Here is a 20,164-nt window from a genome sequence, read left to right as displayed (position 1 = left end):
CGCTCGCGGCCGGAGCGGGGTGCCTGCTGGTCGCGGTCGGCGGTCTCTTCAGCCCGGTCCGCCGCGCCGGCTCCGAGCCGCGTCGCCCGCCTGCCGCAGCCGTGCTGGGCGGGGCCGGTCAGCCACCGGCGGACCATCCCTCGACCGCCTGAGTCGGCACCGCGCCTGGCGGTGGCTCCGGCCGACATGTCCCCCCGTGCCTGTCGAGCTGCCCCGTCAGTGGGGCAGCCACGCCCCTAGCCGCCGCCCGCTCGCGGCCCGGGCACGCCCGTAGCCGCCGCCCGCCCCGTAGCCGCCGCACGCTCGCGGCCCGCACGCTCGCGGCCCACCTGCCCGCTCGCGGCCCATCTGCACGCTCGCCGCCCGCCCGCATGGTCAGGCAGGCCGCCTGCCGGCTCCCGGCGCGGTGGTCGCGCGGATCAGCTCGGCCAGCACGCCGAGCAGGACGGCGGCGGCCGCGATGCCGCCCCCGCCGGGCGTGGACCGAGGTGACCGCAGACCGGGAGGTCCCGCCCCACGAATGGGGCAGCTCGACAGGCACCGAGCAGCACATCCCACCCGCCAGCCGCGTTCCGGCGTCCGCGAGACTCGGCCGCTCAGAGCTCCTGGTACATGACGTGCAAACCGACCCGGCCGAGGGCGGGATGGAGGAACGCGCCCGGCACCGTGCCGACCACCGCGAAGCCCTCCCGCCGGTACAACTCCACCGCCGACCGGTTGCTCTCCGCCACGGCGTTGAACTGCATGCCGGCGTACCCCTGCTCGCGGGCCCAGGTCAGGGCATCGCGGCACAGCGCGGTGCCCACGCCCCGGCCCCGCGCGTCGGCGGCCACCATGAAGCTCGCGGTGGCCACGTGCGCGCCCGGCCCGGGCCGGTTGGCGCCCATCTTCGCGGTGCCGAGAACCCGCTCGCCGTCGACCGCCACCACCGTCCGACCCGGTGCAACCTCGACCCACATGCCGTACGACTGCTCGGCGGTCATCGCCGGGTCGTAGACGAAGGTCTCCTGTGCCCGGATCACCCCCTCGATGATCGGCCACACCTGCGACCAGTCCTGGTCGACGAACCCCCGAATCAGCACCCGGGGAGGTTAAGCCCGCGACGAGCCCCGGACAATCGGTTATCCCCGGGTGCATCCGAGCGGCGTACCCGGTGCGAAGCATGGGTCGTGACGAGACGTCACGGATCCGTCGCTTCGACGAAAGGCCCGCTGATGAAGATCGCACGACTTGCCGCCAGGATGGCGGTGGGCGCCATGGCCACCGCGCTGGCGACCACGGCCATCGCTGTGCCGGCCGCTCAGGCCACCGGCAAGGCCAAGCCGCTCGGCACGACCTCACTCGCCGAGGTGCTCACGAAGGACACCAGCGGCTTCGACCGCAACTCGCGGGACTTCGACGTGTTGACCGCGGCCGTGCTGGCTGTGCTGGAGGCCAAGCCGAACTCTCCGGTCAAGGTGCTCACCGACGGCACGGTCGCGCTGACCGCGTTCGTTCCCACCGACGCGGCCTTCCAGCAGTTGGTACGCGAGATCACCGACGCGAGGAAGCTGCCGAGCGAGAGCGCGGCCTTCACCGCCGTCGCCGGGCTGGGAATCGACACCGTCGAGTCGGTGCTGCTCTACCACGTGGTGCCGGGCGCCACCGTCGATCGCAGGGCGGCGATCCGGGCCGACGGCACGGAGCTGAGCACCGCGCTCGGCGCGACCGTCGAGGTCGACGTGCGCACCTACCTGTACTTCTTCCGCCAGGTGCGGCTGATCGACGCTGACACCAACGACCGGGACGCCCGCGTCGTCACCTTCGACGTCAACAAGGGCAACCGGCAGATCGCGCACAGCGTGGACCGGGTGCTGCGCCCGATCGACCTGCCCTGACCGGGAGCGGGTGGCGTCCGACCACGCGTCGGGCGTCACCCGCGCCGGCCGTCAGGTGGCGGCGAGCGCGGCGATCTCCTCGTCCAGCAGACCCGCCAGGCGGGCGTGCCGCCCCGGGTGGGTGCGAACGGTCATGCCGCGGCTGGGCATCTCCACGGTCATCAGCAGGTACAGGTGCAGCCGGTAGAGACCCAACCGGCGGCGCGCGGAGGCGTCCAGCAGCAGTGGCTCGGCGGCGGTGGCCTGATAGCCGCGCAGCAGGGGATGCTCCGGCTCGTCCTCGACGCGCCGGAAGAGCCGTGGCGAGACCAGGTCCAGCAGTGGATCGCCGTAGAGGAACCGTTCGCCGTCCACCAGGCCGCGCAGCCGCCACCGGCCGTCCGGGTCGGGCGCGGCCAGCACGTTGCCGTCCCAGCAGTCGAAGTGCAGCAACGCCGGGCGGTGTACCTCGTCCAGCACGGCGGCGTGCCGCCGCACCAGAGCGTCCAGGCGTCCCGGGGTGACCGGCAGCCGGACGTTCCAGTCGGTCGCGTCGGCAAGCAGGGCGTCGAGCATCACCCCGAAGGCGGCCCGCCAGGTCGACCCGCCGGGGCGGTCGTCGTCGTACCCGAACCGGTCGCCGGTGACCCGGTGCAGCGCGGCGAGAGCGACCCCGAGGTCGTAGCGCGCCGGGCCGTCGTCCACACCGGCTTCGGCCAGGTCGACCAACGACCGGCCGGGCAGCATCGCGGTGACCAACCACTCGCCGTACGCCGGGTCGCTGCCGTGGTGCAGCACCTCGGGCACCGGCACCTGCGGCGTACGCCGGGCGACGAGGCGGAAGTAGCGGGCCTCGGCCGCGCACAGCCCGCGCTCGTAGCGCAGCAGCGGCGTCCCGGTCGGCGGGGCCAGCTTCAGCACCACCCGGCGGTCGTCGTCGAGCAGCGCCCACCACACGGTCGCGTACCCGCCCCCGCCCAGTGGACCGCAGTCCCTGACTCCGACGTGCGACCCGAGCGACGCGCGGAGCAGGTACGCCACCTCGTCCGCCCGCAGGGAACGTTGGGTGGGGCTGGCCCCGGTCACGACGCCGCGTCGCCCCGGCGGGCACGTGGCGCCGACCCGGCGGTGGCGCGGGAGGACCGTGGGGCGGGACCGGCGGTGTCGCGGCGAACCAGCTCGGCGGGGAGCACCTCGACCCGTGGGGTCGGCGCCCCGGCACCGAGCACCAGGGACATCGCGCGCACTCCCATGTCGACCAGTGGCAGTCGCACGGTCGTCAGCGCCGGGGTCACGTCCCGGGCGATCGGCATGTCGTCGAAACCCACCACGGAGATCTGCTGCGGCACGGCCAGCCCGCGCGCCCGCAGGGTGGCGAGCGCGCCGATGGCCATCGAGTCGTTGAGCGCCACGATCGCGGTCAGCTCCGGGTCGGCGTCGAGCAGTCGGGCAGTCGCCTCCGCGCCGCCGTCGCGGTCGAACTCCGCGTACCGGATGCGCCGTTCCGGCAGCTCGCGGCCCTGCTCGGTGAGGGCCTGCCGGAGGCCGGCCAGCCGGTCGGTCGTGGTCGTCAGGATCCGTGGGCCGGCGACCACGCCGATCGCCCGGTGGCCCAGCCCGCACAGCTCCCGCCCGGCGAGGTAGCCGCCGGCGCGGTTGTCCGGCATCACCGCGTCGCCGGAGTGCTCGTGCCGGCCGATCACCGCCACCCGACCGCCGGTGGCCTCGTACGCGGCGAGCTTCTCGTTGAGCTGCCGGGTGAACGCCTGGTCGTGGTAGCCGGAGCCGGCGAGGATCAGCGCCGCCACCTGGTGACCGCGCAGCAGCTCCACGTACTCCAGCTCGCGGTCCGGGTCGCGGTAGCTGTTGCAGATCATCAGCAGCCGGCCCTGGTCGGTGGCGACGCGTTGCAGCCCACGGGTGATCTCGGCGAAGTACGGGTCGGAGACGTCGTGCACGATCACGCCCACGGCGCTGCGGTGCGAGCGGGCCAGCAGCTGGGCGTGCGCGTTCGGCACGTACTGCAACTCGGCGACGGCGGCGAGCACCCGCGCGCGCAGCTCCTCGGTGACCGGCTTGCTGCTGCCGTTGATGACCCGGGAGGCGGTGGCGGGGGAGACGCCCGCGCGACGGGCCACATCGGACAGGGTCGCCATGGCCCGCCCCCTCGATCTGTTGACGGCGTTTCGTCGTGCCGGCTAGCGTCACGGTACCGCAGAGAAAGCCCTTTCCCGCAGGGAGGCCCGGCCATGTCCGATCGCTTCGCGGTACTCCAACTCGACGAACTACCCGCCCGACGCTGCTCGTGCGGGACCACCCGCCGGGGCTTCGTCGCCGAGAGCGACGGCCAGGCCAGCGTGCACCTGCTCCAGGTGCAGGACGCGGTCACCCACCACCACCGGATCGCCACCGAGTACTACGTCGTGCTCGCCGGCGAGGGAGAGGTCGAGCTGGACGGCGTACGCCACCCGGCCCGACCGATGTCCGCCTTCCTGATCAAGCCGGGTTGCCGGCACCGGGCCATCGGCGACCTCACCGTGCTGCTGGTGTCGCTGCCGGCGGCGGACGACACCGACGAGTACTTCGATGCCTGACGGGCCGGCCCCGCTGCCCGGCGGGGTCGGGGTCTCCCGGCTGCGCGTCTACGACACCGTCGCCCCGGACGGCCTGGTCGGCGGCACCCCACACGTGCACCTCTGCTGCACCGAGGGGTACGTGGTGACCGACGGCGAGGGTGCGGTGCAGACCCTCACCACCACCGGTTTCCGGGAGACACCCCTGCGACCGGGCACGGTCGTCTGGTTCGAGCCGGGCACCGTGCACCGCCTGGTCAACGGGGGAGGGCTGAGCATCGTGGTGCTCATGCAGAACAGCGGTCTGCCCGAGGCCGGCGACGCGGTGCTGACCTTCCCGCCCGACGTGCTGGCCGATCCGGCCGCGTACGCCGCCGCGGCCGCGCTGCCCGACGGGGGAGCGCCGGGCGCGGACGTGCGGGCCGCGTACCGCCGACGTGACCTGGCGGTGACCGGCTTTGCGGCGCTGCGGTCCGGTGGGCCGGCGGCGCTGGCCGCCTTCCACGCCGCCGCGGTCGCCCTGCGCCAGCCTCTGCTGGCGCGGTGGCGGCAGCGGTGGGAGGTCGGTGCGGGACGGGCCGCCGCCGGCACCGGCACCCAGCTCGACGCCCTGGAACGGGGCGATCCCCGCCACCTGGGCGAGGCCGGGGTGTACGCGGTGGACGAGCCGGTCGAGCGGGGTCGGCTGGGCATGTGTGGCCTGCTGGACACCTACCCGGCGGCCGTCTGACCGTCCCTTCGGGACAGCCGCCGGGTCACCAGCCATCGGTGGAAACAGATCGAGGAAAGGCCTTGCCCGGCGTGAGGGTGCCGCCTACGCTCCAGGAAAGCGTTTGCCTGATCCGCCGAACGGCCCCCGTGCCTGGGTGCCGTGCCGGGCCCCGAGGAGGTTCCGCGTGACCGAGAACTCTCTGGACACGGCGGGCCGGCAGGCCGCCGCCAAGGCGGCGGGAGGTGACCCGACAGCCGCGTCCCCGCTCGCCTCCGGAACGCCGACCCCCGCCGGCGACCAGGTTCGGTCCACCGTGGCCGGTCGACCGTCCGGCGTCGGTGGTCGGCCACCCCGACCGACGCTCGGTCGTCGGGCGGCAGCCTTCGCCGACTCGCTCTGGCGTCCGGCGCTGGTGCTCGCCGTCGTCTTCGCCGCCTGGTGGTTCGTGGCCGCCCAGGAGTACGTCCCCAACTACCTGGTGCCGACGCCGGGCCAGGTCTGGGAGACGATGACCGGTCAGTGGTCCGAGCTGGCCCGACACACCCTGGTCACCCTCTACGAGACGGTGCTCGGCTTCGTGCTGGCCGCCGCGCTGGGTCTGGCCACCGCGGTCGCCATCGCCTACTCCCGCACCCTCGACAAGGCGCTCTATCCGATCGTCCTGTTCGCACAGGTCATCCCGAAGATCGCCATCGCGCCGCTGCTGGTGGTCTGGTTCGGTCTCGGTCTCACCCCGAAGATCATCCTGGCGGTGCTCATCGCGTTCTTCCCGGTGGTCATCTCCGGCGTGGCCGGGCTGCGCTCCACCGACCCGGAGCTGCTCGACCTCGCCGCCACGATGGGCGCCGGGCCGTGGCGCACCTTCCGCAAGATCCGCTTCCCGAACGCGTTGCCGCACCTGATGGCCGGCCTGAAGGTGGCCGTCACCCTCGCCGTGGTCGGTGCCGTGGTCGGTGAGTTCGTCGGCGCCAGCGAAGGGCTCGGCTACGTCCTGTTGCTGGCCAACGGCAACCTCGACTCCGCGCTGCTGTTCGCCGACCTGATCCTGATGTCCGCCATCGGCATCGTCCTGTTCGTCCTGGTCGAGATCGCCGAGGCACTGCTCATCCCGTGGCACGCCAGCCGCCGCGCCAGCGTGTCCCTCACCACCTCCTGACCGACCCCATCACGGAGGCACCGATGAAACGCACCGCCACCACCATCCTGGCCACCGCCGCCCTGCTCCTCGCCGCCACCGGCTGCGGCGGGGACGACTCCACCGGCAAGACCGGCGCCGACGGCAGCAAACAGGTCACCCTCACCCTCAACTGGGTGCCCTACGGCGAGCACGCGCCGTTCTACTACGGCCTGCAGAAGGGCTACTACTCCGCCGAGGGCATCGACCTGAAGATCCTGCCCGGCAACGGCTCGGGCAACACGGTCAAGCAGGTCGCCCAGAAGCAGACCGACTTCGGCTGGGCGGACAGCCCGGTGCTGCTCAAGTCGGTGGCCAGTGGGATGCCGGTGCGCAGCCTCGGCGCGTACCTGGAGAAGGGCCCGTCCTCGGTGGAGTTCTTCACCGAGGAGAACATCAAGACCCCGGCCGACCTCAAGGGCAAAACCGTCGGGGGTACGCCCGGCGACGCCCTCTACGCGACCTTCCCGGCCTGGCTGGAGAAGAACGGCGTCAAGAAGGACGACGTCAAGGTCGTCAACGTGGACGCCGCCGGCAAGATCGCGGCCCTGGCCGAGGGCAGGGTCGACGCCATCATGGGCTTCTTCCACGACCAGGCGCCGACCATCGAGAGCAAGACCGGCAAGAAGGTCGACGTGCTGCTCTTCGCCGACTACGGCATGAACCTGCTCGGCACCGGTCTGATCGCCAACACGCAGACCCTCCAGAAGGACCCGGAGCTGGCCCGCAAGTTCGTCCGGGCCACCCAGAAGTCCTGGGCCGACGCCGCCCGCGACCCGGCCGGAGCGGTGAGCGCGATGGTCGCCCTCGCCGAGAACGAGCCCGCCCCCGAGGTGCTCACCAAGCAACTCACCCTCAACCTGCCGCTGCTCGGCTCCGAGGGCCCGCCCGGAGTGAACACCGAGGCCCAGTGGACCGAGACCATCGACCTGATGACCCGTTACGCGGAGCTGAAGGACCCGGGGGCGCCCAACGCGTACTGGGACTCCTCGTACGCGGCGCAGGGGTGACGCCGTGACCGCCGCTCCGGCAGCCACCGGCACCGCCATCGGGATGTCCGGCGTCACCGTCCGGTTCACCTCCCGACGCTCGCAGACCACCGCGTTGGACGACGTCTCACTGGACATCGAGCCCGGCGAGTTCGTGACGATCGTGGGCCCGTCCGGCTGCGGAAAGTCCACCCTGCTGAAGATCGTCGCGGGGTTGGTCACGCCGACCAGCGGTGCGGTGTCGCTGTTGCAGCGCCCGGTACGCGGCCCGCAGAAGGAGATCGGCTTCGTCTTCCAGAAGGCCGCGCTGCTGGAGTGGCGCGGCGCACGGGCCAACATCCTGCTCCAGGCCGAGATGCGCGGCATGGACCGGGCCAAGGCCTCCCGCCGTGCCGACCAGCTGATCGAGATGACCGGCCTGACCGGCTTCGAGAAGGCCCTGCCGCACGAGTTGTCCGGCGGAATGCAGCAGCGGGTGGCGCTCTGCCGTGCACTGCTGCACTCCCCGCCGGTGCTGCTGATGGACGAGCCGTTCGGCGCCCTGGACGCGTTGACCCGCGAGCAGATGAACGCCGAACTGCACCGGATCTGGCGGGAGACCGACACCACGGTGGTGCTGGTCACCCACTCCATCGCCGAGGCGGTCTTCCTCGGCACCCGGGTCGTGGTGATGAGCGCCCGGCCCGGCCGGATCATCCGCACCTTTCCGGTCGAGCTGCCGGCGCACCGCGACTACGCGCAGGTGATGTCGGACCCCCGTTTCGACCGGCTCGCCACCGACCTGCGTGGGTTGCTCGGCAGCGCGGCCGCCAACCACTGAGCGCGGATCGGCACGACCAGCACGACGGAAGGAACACCATGACCCGCAGGTCGATCGGCATCATCGTCAACGGCGTGACCGGAAGGATGGGCTACCGCCAGCACCTCGTCCGCTCGCTGCTGGCCATCCGCGAATCCGGTGGCGTGGCGCTGGCCGACGGCACGACCATCTGGCCGGAACCGGTCCTGGTCGGGCGCAACGAGACGAAGCTCCGGGAGCTCGCCGAACGGCACGGGCTGACCGACTGGACCACCGACCTGACCTCGGCGCTGGCCCGCGACGACGTCGAGATCTACTTCGACGCCCAGGTGACCCAGCAGCGGGAGAAGGCGATCCGCCAGGCCATCGAGGCCGGCAAGCACATCTACACGGAGAAGCCACTGGCCGAGGACACCGCCGCCGCGCTCGACCTGGCCCGGGCGGCGGACGCGGCCGGTGTCCGCACGGGCGTCGTCCAGGACAAGCTCTTCCTGCCCGGCCTGCGCAAGCTCAAGCGCCTCATCGACGGCGGCTTCTTCGGGCGGATCCTCTCGGTGCGTGGCGAGTTCGGCTACTGGGTCTTCGAGGGCGACTGGCAGCCCGCTCAGCGTCCGTCGTGGAACTACCGGACCGAGGACGGCGGCGGCATCGTGGTCGACATGTTCCCGCACTGGCACTACGTGCTGGAGGAGCTGTTCGGCCGGGTCACCGCCGTGTCCTGCGTGACCGCCACCCACGTGCCCGAGCGGGTCGACGAGACCGGTCAGGTCTACCAGGCGACCGCCGACGACGCCGCGTACGGGGTCTTCGAACTCGACGGCGGCATCATCGCCCAGATCAACTCGTCCTGGGCCGTGCGCGTGTACCGCGACGAGCTGGTGGAGTTCCAGGTCGACGGCACCGAGGGCAGCGCCATCGCCGGCCTGCGCAACTGCCGGGTGCAGCACCGGGCGGTCACCCCGAAGCCGGTGTGGAACCCGGACCTGCCGGCCACCGAGGACTTCCGGGCCCAGTGGGCGGAGGTCCCCGACAACGAGGAGTTCGACAACGGGTTCAAGGTGCAGTGGGAGGCGTACCTTCGGCACGTCGTGGCCGGTGAGCCGTTCCGGTGGGACTTCCTGGCCGGCGCGCGCGGCGTGCAGCTCGCCGAGCTGGGGCTGCGCTCCGCCCGCGAGGGTGGTCGCATCGAGGTGCCGGAGCTGCGCGCATGACCGCCGAGGTGGTGTTGCCGGGCGGGCGCCGGCACCGGCTGGCCGGGGGGAGCGGCTTCGCCCGCCCGGCCACACCGGCGACCAGCCGGATCGCGTACGCCGCCGCGCACGTGGTCGCCGACCCGAGCGCGGAGAACGTGCCGGGTGCCCCGGCGACGGTGGACTGGGACACCACCCTCGCCTTCCGGCGGCACCTGTGGTCGTACGGGCTGGGGGTCGCCGAGGCGATGGACACCGCCCAGCGGGGGATGGGGTTGGACTACCCGGCGACCCGGGAGCTGATCCGCCGCAGTGCCGCCGAGGCCCGCGCGGCGGGCGGGTTGATCGTCGCCGGGGTCGGCACGGATCAGCTGCCCGCCGGGCCGGCCACCCTGGCGTCGGTCACCGCCGCGTACCTGGAGCAGCTCGACGACGTACGCGCGGCCGGCGCCCGGCCGGTGCTGATGTGCAGCCGACACCTGGCGGCGGCGGCGCGCGGCCCGGAGGACTACCTCCGGGTGTACGACGAGCTGCTCAGCGCCGCCGCCGAGCCCGTGGTGCTGCACTGGCTGGGCCCGATGTTCGACCCGGCGTTGACCGGCTACTGGGGTGCGGTCGACCTGGACCTCGCCGCCGACACGGTCATCGAGCTGATCAAGGCACACCAGTCGAAGGTGGACGGCATCAAGGTGTCGCTGCTGGACGCCGGCCGGGAGGTCGCGCTGCGCCGCAGACTGCCCGCCGGGGTACGCCTCTACACCGGTGACGACTTCCACTACCCGGAGCTGATCCGGGGCGACCAGGTGAGCCACTCCGACGCGCTGCTCGGGGTGTTCGCGGCCATCGCACCGGCCGCCGCGGCCGCGCTGGCCGCCCTGGACCGGGGCGACCTGACGGCGTACGACGAGATCTTCGCGCCGACCGTGCCGCTGGCCCGGCACCTGTTCGCCGCCCCGACCTGGCACTACAAGACGGGGATCGTGTTCCTGGCCTGGCTTGCCGGGCACCAGGACCACTTCACCATGGTCGGCGGCGCGCAGTCCGGTCGCTCCCCGGCGCACCTGGCCACCCTGCTCACCCTGGCCGACGCGGCGGGGCTGTTGCCGGACGCCGACCTGGCCGCCTCCCGCGCCCGGGCGCTGTTCACGGTCGCCGGGGTAGGGCAGTGAGCGCGAGGAGTGAGCCGGTCCTGCGAGCCCCACAGTCGCGAACGACAGGCCCACAGAGTCTCGCGCGTTTCTCGTTCAACCAGGCCACCGCCCAGCGCTGGCCGCTGCCGGACGTGGTGGCCGGCTGCGTCGCGGCCGGGGTGCCGGGCATCGGGCTGTGGCGGGAGCCGGTCGTCGACCATGGGCTGGCCCGGTCCGCGAAACTGGTCCGCGACGCCGGTCTCGCCGTCACCTCGCTGTGCCGGGGTGGCTTCTTCTCCGCCGACGGCTGGCGGGAGGAGAACCTGCGGGCCATCGAGGAGGCGGCCACGCTGGGCGCCCCGGAGCTGGTGCTGGTGTCCGGCGGACTGCCGCCGGGCAGCCGGGACATCGACGGCGCACGGCAGCGGATCGCGGACGCGATCGGCGAGCTGGCCCCGCACGCCGAGGCCGCCGGCGTACGCCTGGCCATCGAGCCGCTGCACCCGATGTTCGCCGCCGACCGCTGCGTGATCGCCAGTCTCGGTCAGGCTCTGGACATCGCCGAGCGGTTCGACCCGACGGTGGTCGGCGTGGTCGTGGACGCGTACCACGTCTGGTGGGACGACACGGTGTACGCGCAGATCGCGCGGGCGGGTTCCCGGATCGCCGCGTTCCAGGTCTGCGACTGGGTGACACCGCTGCCGGAGGGGGTGCTGCTCGGCCGGGCGCTGCCCGGCGACGGGTGCATCGAGCTGCGTCGGCTGCGCGAGGCGGTCGACGCGGCCGGCTACGGCGGCCCGATCGAGGTGGAGGTCTTCTCCGCCGAGGTGTGGGCGCGGCCGGGCGCCGAGGTGCTGGACGCGGCGATAGCCGGCTACCTGCGCCACGTTGCCTGAGACGGCCGAGCGGCGCTGGCCGGCGGCGGTCGGCGCGTGGTTGGGCATCGGCACCGCGCCCGCCACGCTGGTGCTCGGCGCGGCGATGGCGGCCCGGCACGGTGGCGCGGTGCCGGTGGCCGGGCTGCTGGTCGGCGGGGCGCTGATGGCGGCGCTGCTCTGGGGGCAGGGCCGGATCGGCCTGCGCCGGCCGCTCGGCGACGGTGGGACGCTGACCGCGGTGCTGCCCGCCTACCTGGGAAACACCTCGCGGCTGCTGCTGGCGGCGGTGCTGGCCGTGTCGATGGTCGGCTGGAACGGGTTCAACGTCGGGCTCGGTGGGGCTTCCCTGGCCGCGCTGACACACCTGCCGGGCTGGGCGGGGCCGGTGCTGCTGGAGGTGGCGGTGCTGGCCGTCTCCTGGGCGCCGGCCCGGCTCGGCAACGGGATCGCCGTGCTCACCACGCTGAGCGCGGTGGTCCTGGTCGGCTGGTGCCTGACGGTGCTGCCCCCACCCGGTGCGCCGGTCCGCCTGGCCGGCGGTGGGCTCGCCGACGCCGCCGCGCTGATCGGTTACGCGGCGGTGTTCGCCCTGCGCGCGCCGGACTTCAGCGTCGGTCTCGCCCGGCGGCGGGACCTGGCCTGGTGCGTGGGGCTGCTGCTCGGGCCGGCGCTGCTCGGGGTGCTCGCCGGCGCGGGCCTGTGGCTGCGGACCGGCTCGGCGGACGTGGTCGCGCTGCTGGCCGCCGGCTCGGGGCTGGCCGCGTACGCGAATCTGTTCGTCGCGGTGGCGGTCTTCGCCGCCGCGCTGACCACCACGTACTCCGGGGCGCTGGCGATCCGCGGTCTGGCTCCCCACGTGCCGGCTCGTGCGGCGATGCTGGTCGTCGCGGTGCTCGGCGGTGTGCTGGCGGTGGCGCGTTTCGACCGCCTCGTGCTGCCCTGGTTGACGCTCCTGGCCGCCGCGCTGCCGGTGCTGGTGGTGCCGATGGCCGTGGAGGCCGCCGCCCGTCGGCGCGGTCGTGCGCCGCGGACCGTCCCGGCGTGGTGCTGGGTGCCGCCCGCGGTGCTGGCGGTGGCCTGCACGCTCGCCGGGGTCGGCGTCGCGCCGCTGCTCGGGCTGGTCCTGGCCGGGGTGTGCACCGTGCTCTGGCGGCGGGGGCCTCTGTTTAGGCGGCGGGCGGGATGGTGGCGTCAATGAGGTGCGGGCCGGTCCGGGTCAGCGCGTCGGAGAACTGCTCCGCGAGTTGGTCGGCGGTGGTGGCGCGGGTGGCGGGCATCCCGAACGCGTTCGCCAGCCCGACGAAGTCGATCTGGGGGTTGGTCAGGTCGAACATGGGGTTGGAATCGGGATCGGCGAGGCCGGGGCGGTTGCTGAAGTATCCCCACTCCTGACGCAGGATCGCGTACGCGTGGTTGTTGAGGATCACGTTGGTGATGTTCAACTGCTCGCGTACCTGGGTCCAGAGCGCCGTGGCGGTGTACATGACGCAGCCGTCGGCCACCAGCGCCACGACCGGCCGATCGGGTGCTGCGACGGCGGCGCCGACGGCCAGGGGAAGCCCGTCGCCCATGGCGCCACCGGTCTGCATGAGCACGTCGTGTCGGGGAGCGCCGGCGGTGGCGGTGGCGAGGGCGATGCCGGAACTGACGGACTCGTCGATGATGATCGCCCGTTCGGGGAGCAGCGCCGCGATGACGTCTACCCAGTTCTTCAGGGTGAGTGCCCCCGTGGGCAGTGCCGGCCGGTGCGGTTCGGTCACCTGTGCGGCCGTGTCCGGTGCCACCAGGTCGGCCAGTCGGACCAGGGCGGTGACGGCGTCCTGACCGACCTCGGCCAGCACGTGCGTCTGGGCGCCCTCGGGCACGAGGAGGCTCGGCTGGTCGGGGTAGGCGAAGAACGAGACCGGCGCCTTGGTGCCCGCGACGATGACGTGCCGCGCCCCGTGCAGTTGGTCGAGCACCTGGTCGGGATAGAAGCCGAGCCGGGGAAACGCGGGCAGGCCCGCCCCCCGTTCGACCCGGTTGGAGTAGAGCTCCTGGAACACGCGTGCACCCGTCGCCGCGGCGATGCGACCGGCGGCCAGCAGACCCGCCTCCCGCAGGGTCGTTCCGCCGATCACCAGTGCGGTCGTCTCGCCACTGCGGAGAGCCTCCGCGACCTTCGTGATCGCCTCCTGGTCGACCGCCGGTGCCGGCCGGGGTCGCACGGGCGCACTGGCCGCGCCACCGTCCGACCAGGACACGTCCGCCGGCATGATCACGGTGGCGATGTGCCCGGGGGGCTCCAGGACGGCGGCCAGGGCGGCTGCGGCGTCCGGGCCGGCGCCGGCCGCGTCCTCGGGACGGCGGACGGGACCGCGCAGCCATCCCGCCAGCGCGGCGATGTCCGAGTTCAGCGGTGGGTCGAAGGCGGTGTGGAACGTCGCGTGGTCCCCGACGATGTTGACCACCGGTGAGTTGGCGCGCCGGCTGTTGTGCAGGTTCGTCAGGCCGTACGCGAGCCCCGGCCCGAGATGCAGCAGTGTCGCGGCGGGCTTGCCCGCGATCCGGGCGTAACCGTCGGCCGCACCGCTGACCACGCCCTCGAACAGAGCGAGCACGCCGCGCATCTCGGGGACCGATTCCAGCGCGCCGACCAGGTGCAGCTCGGTGGTGCCGGGGTTGGTGAAGAGCACCTCGACCCCGCCGTCGACCAGCGTCCGCAGCAGTGCTTCTGCGCCGTTCACACGTCACCTCGTCGCCGACCGGACCAACAGTGATTCGATACTAAACTCGCATTTCGGTCTAATGCTGCTAGGTTGCAGGAAGTCGCCCAGTAGGTGAAGGGGAGCTGATGGAACAGGGGTGGGCCGAACGTGGCTACCAGGCCCGGCGCCTGGACATCGCCATCGATCGCTCCTACGCGGACTTCCGGCGGCAGTACGAGCAGGCCGTCCCGCCCTACGACGCGGCAGCGTTCAACGCGCTGGTGGCCCGCGACGCGCCCTGGGACGACGTGCTCGCCCTCATGCGCGACCGGGCGCCACACGGCTTCCTCATCTACTGGAGCAGCGGCGACCTGCGACCGATGATGAGTTTGGCGGGCGACCCCGGGCAGTGCGTCGAATACCTGATGGGCAACCACACCATCGCCGAGCGGATGTTCCGCCACGACCCGGCGGTCATGCTGTACGCCCCGCTGCGCACGGTGATCAGCGACAGACCCGACGGCGGAGCACGGTTCGTCATCGAGCAACCCAGTCGCGCCTTCGGCTCGTTCGGAGTCGACGCGATCCACGAGGTGGGCCGGGAACTCGACCGTGAGGTCGCCGACCTCCTGACACACCTCACGGTGCCCGTACCGGCGGGCCTGGCCGACTAGGGCCGGTGTCGACGTCGGCGCCGGCGCGACCTCGACTGCCCCTACCCGGCTCGGGGGCCCGGAGCGCGCGAGCCGTACGCCGGGCCGAACACCACCAGCAGCGCCAGGTCCTCGGTCACCTCGTCGAACCGGTGCTCCTCGCCAGCGGGCACGAAGATCACCGAACCCGGGCCCACCTCGGCCGCGCCGCCCGGCGTCACGATCCGGGCCCGCCCGGCGGTGACCACGTAGATCTCATCCTCGGTGTGCGGGCTCTGGTCGTCGCGACCGCCCGCCGGGATGCAGTACGTCCCCACCGACAGGTCCGGCACTCGCAGCTGTTCGACCCAGTCGTTGGCGGCCCCGGCGGGTGCGGTCCACCGACCCGCGCCATCGATGATCAGCATGGCGGAAGCCTAGTACGGCAAGGGCGGCAGGCGAATCGTCGTCAGTGGTGGGTGATCGCCCGGTGCGGGCCCTGCTCGGGCGGCGTCAGGAAAACATGATCTAGGCGCGGCCGACGGATCGTGATCTTATACGCACCGGCGATCCGTAACACCGTGCAAACCCTCGATTAACCATCGACGGCTTAGGTGGGGGAGCGCTCCCATGGGCGGATCGTGATCGAGGAAGAGCTCCACAGGGGAGCCATCGAAAGGAGCCTCGTGGCTACAGGCACGAGCGGAAACAGGCTGCGACGACTAGCGTTACCGACGCTTGTCGTCGCCCTGATCACCGGCACCACCGGGGTTGCGGGATCGGCGTCGGCAGCCCCCGGAGGGGCGTCCGGCGGCGGCACCGGCTACTTCACCGCCGGGCACGACAAGAGGGTCACCCTGACCGACGGGGCCGATCGTCGACCCGACGGTCGCAACGAGGCCAGCCAACGGGCCGCGACGGACGCGACCGGTTCCGGCATGTACATCGTGGAACTGGCCGAGGACCCACTGACCGCGTACGCCGGGGGTGTGTCCGGGCTGGCGCGGACCCGTCCGAACGCGGGTGACCGGCTGGACGTCACGTCGGCACCGGCACGGGCCTATCGCGGGCACCTCGACGCGCAGCGCACGGCCGTCGCCGCCGCAGCCGAAGTCCAGGTCGAGGCCGCCTACGCCACCGCCTTCAACGGGTTCTCCGCGAAGCTGACCGCCCAGCAGGCGACCACCCTGCGGGCGGACAAGCGCGTGCGCGCGGTGACCGCCTCGCGGGTCCTCGGCACCAGGACGCCGCCGCCCACCGCGCCGTCGACCACGCCGACCCCCGGCGCTCCGGCCCCCACCGCCCCGGCCACGCCGGACCAACTCCCGGCGGGGGCTCCTGCCGGCAAACCGGTCAAGGCCGGCCCCGCCACGGGCGCGGGCATGGTGATCGGCGTCCTGGACACCGGCATCTGGCCGGAGAGCGCGTCGTTCGCCAGGACGATGCCCGCCCCGGCGACCTGGCGCGGCACCTGCCAGACCGGCGTCGCCTTCGTGGCCGAGCACTGCAACGGCAAGATCGTCGGTGCCCGGTACTTCGCCGACTCGTGGCTCGCCGGCGGTGGTTCGGTGCCCGAGGGCGAGTTCCTGTCCCCCCGCGACGCGTCCGGGCACGGTACCCACACCGCCTCTACGGCGGCCGGCCTGCCGATCTCGAACGTCACGATCGACGGTCGCCGCTTCGGCCCCGTCTCCGGGGTGGCGCCGGATGCTCAGATCGCCGTCTACAAGGTGCTCTGGGGCGGCATGGGCTACGACGCCGACATCATCGCCGGCATCGACGCGGCCGTCGCCGACGGCGTGCAGGTGCTGAACTTCTCGATCGGGTCCGATCTCGGCGACTGGGAGGCCAACACCCCCATCGGCGTGGCGTTCCTCAACGCCTCGCTGGCCGGGGTCTTCGTCGCGGCGTCGGCCGGCAACACCGGCATCGTGAGTGGAGCGATCAGCAACGCGGCACCCTGGGTGACCACTGTCGGCGCGGCGGTGACCAAGCTCGACGAGGCCACCGCCAAGCTGGGCGACGGCACGAAGCTGGTCGGCGGTTCGCTCGACGCCCTGCCCGGCGGCGGCGCACGACCGCTGGTCTTCGGGGAACAGGCTGGCTCGCCAGACCTGGGGGCGGTCTACTGCGAGCCCGGCAGCCTCGACCCCGCCAAGATCAAGGGCAAGGTGGTCGCCTGCGCGCTCTCTGACATGTTCGGCTCCGCCGCCGAGATCAAGGCCAAGGGCGGGGCGGCGATGATGGTGTTCGACCCGGTCGGCAACTACCGGATCAACTCCATCTTCAGCTTCCCAGTGGTCTACCTGCCGACCGAGAAGCAGGCCGGCACGCTGTTCAACTACCTGATGCGCCACCCCACCGACGCGACGGTGTCGCTGCGCAGCGGTGGTGACGGCTCCAGCGTCCCCGGCATACCCAGCGTGGCGGACTTCTCCTCCACCGGCCCGGACAAGGTCGCACCCGGCGTCTTCAAGCCGGACCTCGTCGCGCCGGGATCGAACATCATCGCCGCGGTCTCGCCCGCGGGCAACTTCGGGCGACAGTACGACGCGTACTCCGGCACCTCGATGGCCTCGCCGTACGTGGCCGGAGCGGCAGCGATCCTGCGCGCCACGCACCCGGACTGGTCACCCGGCGCGGTCGCCTCGGCGCTGCGCACCACCGCCACCGACACCGTCGGCACCAGCAGCCCGCTGGACCAGGGCAGCGGATTCATCAACCTGTCCGGGGCCAAGGACCCGGGACTGGTCATCGAGCCGACGGCGGCGGAGCTGATCGGGTTCAGTGAGACTGCCGAACCCGACGGCAAGGCACTCAACCTGCCGGCCATCTCGTTGCGCGAGTACGACGGGACCCGTCCGGTGACCCTCACCCGCACCCTGACCAACGTGGGCAAGGCGCGGGAGACCTACCGTTCGTCGGTGTCCGGCCTGGCCGGCATGACGGTCACCGTGTCGCCGGCATCGCTGACGCTGGCACCCGGCACGTCCGCGACGGTCACCATCACGCTGCGTCGGGGCAGCGCGCCCTGGGACCGGTACGTGACCGGGGCGATCACCTGGCGCGGCAAGGCCCACAGCGCCCGGATCCCGGTCGCCGCCCGCCCGTGGGGCATCTCGGCCCGGCCGTACGCGGACGACGGCGAGGAGTTCGCCCGGATGACCAACGGCGCGTTCGGCATGGTCCAGCCGGGCTTCACCGGGCGGCTCGCCGGCCGCAGCACCGGTTACACGCCGATGCGGCGTACGTCGTACTCGATGCCGGCCGGCGTCTACGGCGGCGTGTTCGACCCGAGCGCCACCGGTGTGAAGAAGGTCGACTTCACCGTGCCGGCGAACACCGCCGGCATCGTGGTCGAGGCCAACACCGCCGACCCGAACACGAACCTCGATCTCTACCTGTACAGGGGCGACACGCTCGTCTACAGCAGTGACAGGTTCTGGACCAGCGCCGAGCAGGCGTACAAGTTCCTGCCCGAGCCGGGGCGCTACACCGCGTACGTGTTCGCGCAGTACCCCGGTGGTCCCGTCGTCGACTTCGAGCTGGGCCACGCCATCTTCGGCCGTAACGCCAAGTATTCGGGTGCCACCCTCACGCTGCCCTCCACCTCGGAGCGCGGTCAGGGCTTCAACTTCACGCTGAAGCCGGACAAGCCGCTGGCCGAGGGTGACTTCTGGGCCTACACCGAGTACCGCACCAACGGCACTGTGGTCCCCGGCAACCTCGTCTACACCCAACAGAGTTCCTGGCAGTAACCGTTCGGCGGGTGTGGGGCGGTGCCGAGCGCACCGCCCCACACCCGCAACCACCGGTCAGGTGTGACGGACGGTCGACGCCAACGCGCAGGCTCTCGATCAGTAGTCGTCCACGTAATAACAACCGACCTTCGCACAGGGGCGGCTTCCCGAGACAACTCTCGTGCCGCTGGTCGGGCGGCACCAGAGCTGTCACGCGATCAGGGAAGCTTCCAGGTCGCGGCGGGTGAGAGCGGCGCGGAGTTGTAGCGCCTCGGCCGCCAGATTCTCACGACCGCCCTGCTCGCGGTCGATAGCACAGACCACTGTCTCCACCTGGGCCCCGATGGACCGTAGCTGCGCGCACGATGCCAGGAGTGCGCCGCCTGTGGTTACGACATCCTCGACCAGTACGACACGCCGCCCGTTCACCGGACCACCCTCGGCCGCTTTGTGGGTGCCGTACTCCTTGGCGTGCTTGCGTACGAAGACTGTGGGCAGCCCCGTCAGCTGTGACATCACTGTGGCGAGAGGGATGCCGCCCATCTCCATCCCCGCCAGCACGTCGCACTCCGGCAGCATGGCCACCATCGCTTCGGCGACCTCGCGCAACAAATCCGGCTGCCCTTCGAACAGGTACTTGTCGAAGTACTCCTCGCTGACCTGCCCGGATCTCAGACGGAAATGTCCGGTGAGATGGCAGGTGTCGTAGACGCGGCGCGCAAGCGGATGAGTCACCTGCTCAGCCTCGCATCTCGCCCGGATCAGGCAACCGTGCCCCTCGGCGACATTTCCCAGGACCGTCCTACCGAGACAACGCACTGGGGCCCGGCGGCCCGATGGCACGTACGCGGCGAACCCCGCGGAACTGTCCTCGATCGGCAGTTCCGGCACCATCACGCCCGTGGTCTTGCCGATGACCGGATACAGGGGTTCGACCGGACGGAAGGAGGCGCACGGTAGGGTGCCGCCGATGGGGCACCGGCCACCCCGGAGGTGGTCCTCGGCGCCGCTCGAGTGACATCCACCGATTCGAAGGAAGCCCGGCATGAGCAGCCCACGCGAAACTTTCCTCCGGCTGGTGAACGGTGTCTGCGACGGTCCGTACGAGGACTTGGCCGACCTGTACGCCGAACAGACCCATGTCACGCATCCGTTCCACCCGCTCAAGCCGCCGCCGCTGCGTAGCCGTACCGAACTGCACGAGCACTTCACCGCGTCGCCTCCGGTCGCCCGGACGCTGACCCGTCAGCCGGTCGACGTGACGATTCACGAGACTGCGGACCCGGAGGTGATTGTCGCCGAGTTTGCCTATCAGGGGCGAGTGGTCGAGACAGGTGAGGCATTCACGGTGCCATGCGTCTTCGTGATGCGTATCCGCGATGGGCTCATCATCGAGTCCCGGGATTACATCGACCCCATCGCCAGCGCGCGGGCGTGGGGTCAACTCGACAGCCTCCTGACCGCACTCCGTCCACAAGAAGGCACCACCATGGAGGGTGCAGCCCGACCCTGAGCAGGGGCACCTACCGGTGCCGGGCGTCGATGCCTTCCCTCCAGTTGCGCCACTTCCGCTCCTGGACGACGGAACTGTCGCCGTTGCCTCTCCATCCCTGATCGTCGTGGCGGCGTGACGTGCTGGCGCGACTCGGCCGCGACCCAGATCTTGGACAGTTTCCGTTACACGAGAACGGAAACTGTCCAAGATCTACGTTGCCGGCTCCCCGATCAGCGTCACCGGCGCGGCCTGGAGTGTCTGACGCGCCGACGCCTCGGCTCGCCGGGCCCCGAGGACCAGATCGTCTGG

Annotated in this window: 19 protein-coding genes; 13 read left to right on the top strand and 6 right to left on the bottom strand. The window is 72.0% G+C overall.

From position 1 onward, the window contains the following. Positions 1-596 precede the first annotated feature (596 nt). On the bottom strand, positions 597-1,082 hold the full coding sequence (locus LADH09A_RS30695) for a GNAT family N-acetyltransferase (protein ID WP_238649160.1): 486 nt from the start codon (positions 1,080-1,082) through the stop codon (positions 597-599). A gap of 132 nt (positions 1,083-1,214) precedes the next feature. Between LADH09A_RS30695 and LADH09A_RS30690 the strand changes: the two genes are divergently transcribed. Further along, positions 1,215-1,877 (top strand): fasciclin domain-containing protein, encoded by a 663-nt coding sequence (locus LADH09A_RS30690; protein ID WP_238649159.1) that lies wholly within the window; start codon positions 1,215-1,217, stop codon positions 1,875-1,877. 51 nt (positions 1,878-1,928) lie between these two features. Here the strand turns inward: LADH09A_RS30690 and LADH09A_RS30685 are convergent, their stop codons facing one another. Beyond that, positions 1,929-2,942 (bottom strand): phosphotransferase family protein, encoded by a 1,014-nt coding sequence (locus LADH09A_RS30685; protein ID WP_238649158.1) that lies wholly within the window; start codon positions 2,940-2,942, stop codon positions 1,929-1,931. Next, a complete protein-coding gene (locus LADH09A_RS30680) occupies positions 2,939-4,012 on the bottom strand; it encodes a LacI family DNA-binding transcriptional regulator (protein WP_238649157.1) in 1,074 nt (357 codons plus the stop codon). The genes LADH09A_RS30685 and LADH09A_RS30680 overlap by 4 nt, the downstream gene beginning before the upstream one ends. A 93-nt stretch (positions 4,013-4,105) precedes the next feature. Here LADH09A_RS30680 and LADH09A_RS30675 point away from each other — a divergent pair, with 93 nt between their 5' ends. The 9 genes from LADH09A_RS30675 (at position 4,106) to LADH09A_RS30635 (ending at position 12,499) form a co-directional block, all read left to right on the top strand. After that, the gene (locus LADH09A_RS30675) at positions 4,106-4,450 is read left to right on the top strand and encodes a cupin domain-containing protein (RefSeq protein WP_238649156.1); all 345 of its coding nucleotides are present in this window, start codon (positions 4,106-4,108) and stop codon (positions 4,448-4,450) included. Continuing rightward, complete coding sequence (locus LADH09A_RS30670; protein WP_238649155.1) at positions 4,443-5,159, top strand: cupin domain-containing protein; 717 nt, start codon at positions 4,443-4,445, stop codon at positions 5,157-5,159. The genes LADH09A_RS30675 and LADH09A_RS30670 overlap by 8 nt, the downstream gene beginning before the upstream one ends. Positions 5,160-5,325: 166 nt before the next feature. Next, a complete protein-coding gene (locus LADH09A_RS30665) occupies positions 5,326-6,297 on the top strand; it encodes an ABC transporter permease (protein ID WP_238649154.1) in 972 nt (323 codons plus the stop codon). Between the two features lie 23 nt (positions 6,298-6,320). Next, entirely contained in the window at positions 6,321-7,325 is a 1,005-nt protein-coding gene (locus tag LADH09A_RS30660) for an ABC transporter substrate-binding protein (RefSeq protein WP_238649153.1), read from the top strand. A gap of 43 nt (positions 7,326-7,368) precedes the next feature. Continuing rightward, positions 7,369-8,124, top strand: a complete 756-nt coding sequence (locus tag LADH09A_RS30655) for an ABC transporter ATP-binding protein (protein WP_274530407.1) — start codon at positions 7,369-7,371, stop codon at positions 8,122-8,124. Between the two features lie 38 nt (positions 8,125-8,162). Beyond that, positions 8,163-9,314: a Gfo/Idh/MocA family protein gene (locus tag LADH09A_RS30650; RefSeq protein WP_238649151.1), complete on the top strand. Its 1,152-nt coding sequence runs from the start codon at positions 8,163-8,165 to the stop codon at positions 9,312-9,314. Beyond that, entirely contained in the window at positions 9,311-10,462 is a 1,152-nt protein-coding gene (locus tag LADH09A_RS30645) for a dihydrodipicolinate synthase family protein (RefSeq protein WP_238649150.1), read from the top strand. Before LADH09A_RS30650 ends, LADH09A_RS30645 begins: the two co-directional genes overlap by 4 nt. Positions 10,463-10,482: 20 nt before the next feature. Further along, complete coding sequence (locus LADH09A_RS30640; protein ID WP_238649163.1) at positions 10,483-11,319, top strand: sugar phosphate isomerase/epimerase family protein; 837 nt, start codon at positions 10,483-10,485, stop codon at positions 11,317-11,319. Beyond that, the gene (locus tag LADH09A_RS30635) at positions 11,312-12,499 is read left to right on the top strand and encodes an SLC5/6 family protein (RefSeq protein ID WP_238649149.1); all 1,188 of its coding nucleotides are present in this window, start codon (positions 11,312-11,314) and stop codon (positions 12,497-12,499) included. The genes LADH09A_RS30640 and LADH09A_RS30635 overlap by 8 nt, the downstream gene beginning before the upstream one ends. Here LADH09A_RS30635 and LADH09A_RS30630 read toward each other — a convergent pair. Then, the gene (locus tag LADH09A_RS30630; protein WP_238649148.1) at positions 12,468-14,027 is read right to left on the bottom strand and encodes an acetolactate synthase large subunit; all 1,560 of its coding nucleotides are present in this window, start codon (positions 14,025-14,027) and stop codon (positions 12,468-12,470) included. The two genes, LADH09A_RS30635 and LADH09A_RS30630, sit on opposite strands and share 32 nt — an antisense overlap. A gap of 107 nt (positions 14,028-14,134) precedes the next feature. On the opposite strand from LADH09A_RS30630, the gene LADH09A_RS30625 reads away from it, so the two are divergent. Further along, positions 14,135-14,662, top strand: a complete 528-nt coding sequence (locus tag LADH09A_RS30625) for a DUF302 domain-containing protein (protein ID WP_238649147.1) — start codon at positions 14,135-14,137, stop codon at positions 14,660-14,662. A gap of 41 nt (positions 14,663-14,703) precedes the next feature. On the opposite strand, the gene LADH09A_RS30620 is transcribed toward LADH09A_RS30625, so the two are convergent. After that, complete coding sequence (locus LADH09A_RS30620) at positions 14,704-15,048, bottom strand: cupin domain-containing protein (RefSeq protein ID WP_238649146.1); 345 nt, start codon at positions 15,046-15,048, stop codon at positions 14,704-14,706. Positions 15,049-15,306: 258 nt separating this feature from the next. On the opposite strand from LADH09A_RS30620, the gene LADH09A_RS31815 reads away from it, so the two are divergent. Further along, complete coding sequence (locus tag LADH09A_RS31815) at positions 15,307-18,378, top strand: S8 family serine peptidase (protein ID WP_308194721.1); 3,072 nt, start codon at positions 15,307-15,309, stop codon at positions 18,376-18,378. A 192-nt stretch (positions 18,379-18,570) separates the two neighbouring features. Here the strand turns inward: LADH09A_RS31815 and pyrE are convergent, their stop codons facing one another. Further along, entirely contained in the window at positions 18,571-19,095 is a 525-nt protein-coding gene (gene pyrE / locus LADH09A_RS30600) for an orotate phosphoribosyltransferase (protein ID WP_238649145.1), read from the bottom strand. Between the two features lie 310 nt (positions 19,096-19,405). Here pyrE and LADH09A_RS30595 point away from each other — a divergent pair, with 310 nt between their 5' ends. Then, positions 19,406-19,873, top strand: coding sequence for a nuclear transport factor 2 family protein (locus LADH09A_RS30595; protein ID WP_238649144.1), 468 nt, complete (start codon positions 19,406-19,408; stop codon positions 19,871-19,873). Positions 19,874-20,164: the final 291 nt, after the last annotated feature.

Origin of the sequence: Micromonospora cabrerizensis, from assembly GCF_022230955.1 — a bacterium.
Taxonomy (GTDB): domain Bacteria; phylum Actinomycetota; class Actinomycetes; order Mycobacteriales; family Micromonosporaceae; genus Micromonospora; species Micromonospora cabrerizensis.
The sequence above is the reverse complement of the archived record's forward strand: the minus strand, read 5'-3'. Positions and strand labels throughout refer to the sequence as shown.